The organism is Micromonospora sp. ATCC 39149 (assembly GCF_000158815.1).
Taxonomy (GTDB): Bacteria; Actinomycetota; Actinomycetes; order Mycobacteriales; family Micromonosporaceae; genus Micromonospora.
This window is the reverse complement of record NZ_GG657738.1, coordinates 345,813-348,521: the sequence shown is the minus strand read 5'-3', so window position 1 is coordinate 348,521 and position 2,709 is coordinate 345,813. Positions and strand designations below refer to the sequence as shown.

At 79.5% G+C, this 2,709-nt stretch carries 2 protein-coding genes; both read left to right on the top strand.

Annotation, left to right across the window (positions count from 1 at the left end; all coding sequences use genetic code 11):
- On the top strand, positions 1-1,549 hold a 1,549-nt coding region (locus MCAG_RS01510), incomplete at its 5' end, for a non-ribosomal peptide synthetase (RefSeq protein ID WP_198141466.1).
- Positions 1,550-1,607: 58 nt separating this feature from the next.
- The coding region (locus tag MCAG_RS01505; protein WP_232290039.1) for a condensation domain-containing protein at positions 1,608-2,709 on the top strand (1,102 nt) is incomplete at its 3' end.

The following is a 2,709-nucleotide window of genomic DNA, read 5'->3' as shown; positions in this document are numbered from 1 at the left end:
GCAGCTCGGCGCGCTGCTGGCCGGCGCGGCCTTCCTGCCGCTGGACCCGGACCTGCCGGTGGCCCGGCTGCGCGACCTGCTCGCCGACAGCGGCGCCCGCCTGCTGCTGACCGCCGCCGACGTCGTCGATCCCACCCGGACCGCCACCCACGCCGACGGTTCGACGGGGATCGCCGCCGGCGAGGGCCCCCCGGTGGTCCGGGTGCTGGTGGACCGGCCCGGCGAGCCCGGCCTGCCCGACCCGGTCGACGCCGCCGGGCCCGCGCACCTCGCCTGGTGCGTCTACACCTCCGGCTCCACCGGCCGACCCCGGCTGGTGGGCGTGCCGCACCGCGCGGCGGTCGACGTCGTCGACTGGCACGCCCGCGCCCTGACCCTCACCGGCGCGGACACCGTGGCGCACGCGCTCGGCCTCGGGTTCGACGCAAACCTCGCCGAGATCCATCCGGCGCTGGCCGCCGGGGCGAGCCTGCACCTCGTACCGTCGCGGGTGCGCGCGGACCCGGCGCGGCTGGTCGACTGGTGGCGGCGCGCGGGGGTGACCGTCGCCTTCCTGCCGGCCCCGCTGGCGGAGCTGGTCCTCGCGCTGCCGCCGGCCCCGACCGTCCGGGCCCTGGTGGTCGGCGGCAGCCAGCTACGTCGCCGCCCGCCCGCCGGGTACCCGGCCGTGGTGCTCAACGCCTACGGCCCGACCGAGGCCGCGATCGTCACCACCGCCGGCCCGGTGCCGCCCGACGGGACCGGCCCGATCGACATCGGCCGTCCCGTGGACCATCGCCGCCTGCACGTGCTGGGCCGCGACGGCACGCCGGTGCCGGCCGGTGCGGTCGGCGAGCTGCACATCGGCGGCACCGGCCTCGCCCGGGGCTACCTCGGGCGGCCCGGCGCGACGGCGGCGGCGTTCCTGCCGGACCCGTTCGCCGCCGAGCCGGGGGCCCGGGCGTACCGGACCGGTGACCTGGTGCGGCTGCGCGGCGACGGCACGGTGGAGTTCCTCGGCCGGGTCGACGACCAGGTGAAGATCGCCGGCCACCGGGTCGAGCCGGGCGAGCCGGCCGCCGCGCTGGCGCTCCTGCCGGGGGTACGGCAGGCCGCCGTCGTCGCCCGGCACGACCGGGCCGAGCCCTACCTCGTCGGGTACGTCGTTCTCGACGACGACGCCGGGCCGCCGCCCGCCCGCACCGCCCGGCTGGCCGCCGAGCTGGGGGAGCGGCTGCCGGACCACCTGGTGCCCCGGGCCTGGGTGGTGCTGGACGCGCTTCCCGTCGGCGACACCGGCAAGGTCGACGTGACCCGGCTGCCCGCGCCCGCCGCACCGCCCGCCGGCGAGGAGCCGGGGCCGGGGGTGGAACGGCTCGTCCACGATGCCTGGTGCGCGGAGCTGGGCGTGTCCCGGGTGCCGCTGGACGTCTCGTTCTTCGCCGCCGGGGGCGACTCCCTGGGCGCGGTCCGGCTGGCCAACCGGCTGCGCGAGGCGCTCGGCGTTGACGTCGGCGTGGACCGGGTGCTGCGCAGCCCGGGGGTGCGGGCGCTGGCCGTGGCGGCTTGACGCCGCCGGCCGCGCCCCGGCGGCCACCGCCCCGCCCTCGCCCGAACCCCTCGACGCCGTGCGCGACCGGGCGCCGGCGACGTACCAGCAGGAGCTGATGTGGCACCGGCAGCGCCAGGCCCCGAACCCGGCGGCCGTGCACATGGCCGTACGCGTCGACGTCACCGGCCCTCTCGACGTGCCCGCCCTCACGGCGGCGGCCGACGCCCTGGTCGCCCGGCACGAGGCGCTGCGCACCCGGGTCGTGGCCGGTGACGGCGGCGCGGTGCAGGAGGTGCTGCCCCACCGCCCGGTCACGGTGCCCGTGGTCGACCTTCCGGCCACCGACGCCGACGGGGTGCGGGCCTGGTGCGTGGCGACCGGCCGGGAGCCGTTCCCGGCCGACGGGCCGTGGCTGCGCGCCCGGCTCGCCCGGCTGACCGGGACGGGGCCCCACCCGGCCCGAGCCGGCCACGCCGCCGACCGGTGGGTGCTCCTGATGGTCGTGCACCACCTGTGCGGGGACGGCTGGTCGATGCTCCAGCTCCTCGACGAGCTCGGGCGGGCCTACGCGGGCGCGCCGCCCGAGCGCGCCCCGGCCCTGCGCTACGTCGAGCACGCGCGCCGGCAGCGTCGGGCCGAGGTGCCGCCGCAGGTGCTGCGGCACTGGCGGAACGTGCTCGCCGACCTGCCCCCGGCCGCCCCGCTGCCCACCGACCGGCCCCGCCCGGCCGCGCTCTCGGGCGTCGGCGCGGAGTACGCCTTCACGCTGCCGGCCGAGCTGACCGACCGGCTGACCCGGCTCGCCGCCGACGCGGGCCTGACGCTGTTCCCGCTGCTCGCCGCCGCGTACGCGCGGTTCGTCGGCGAGCTGACCGGCACCCGTGACGTCCTGCTGGCCTGCCCGTACGCGCACCGGGACCGCCGGGAGCTGGAGGCGGTGGTCGGCCTGTTCACCGGCACCCTGCCGCTGCGGGTACGGCTGCGCGACGGCGAGCGGCTGGCCGACCTGGCGGCCCGGCTCGACGCGGTGTTCCTGGACGCGGTGCGGCACCAGCCGGCCCCGCTGCCGGCCCTCTATGCCGCCGTGGACGACGGCTGGCGGCTGGGGGACCCGCCGCCGTTCACCGGGGCGCTGTTCACCTGGAACCCGGGGATGCCGCCGCTGCGGCTGCCAGGGC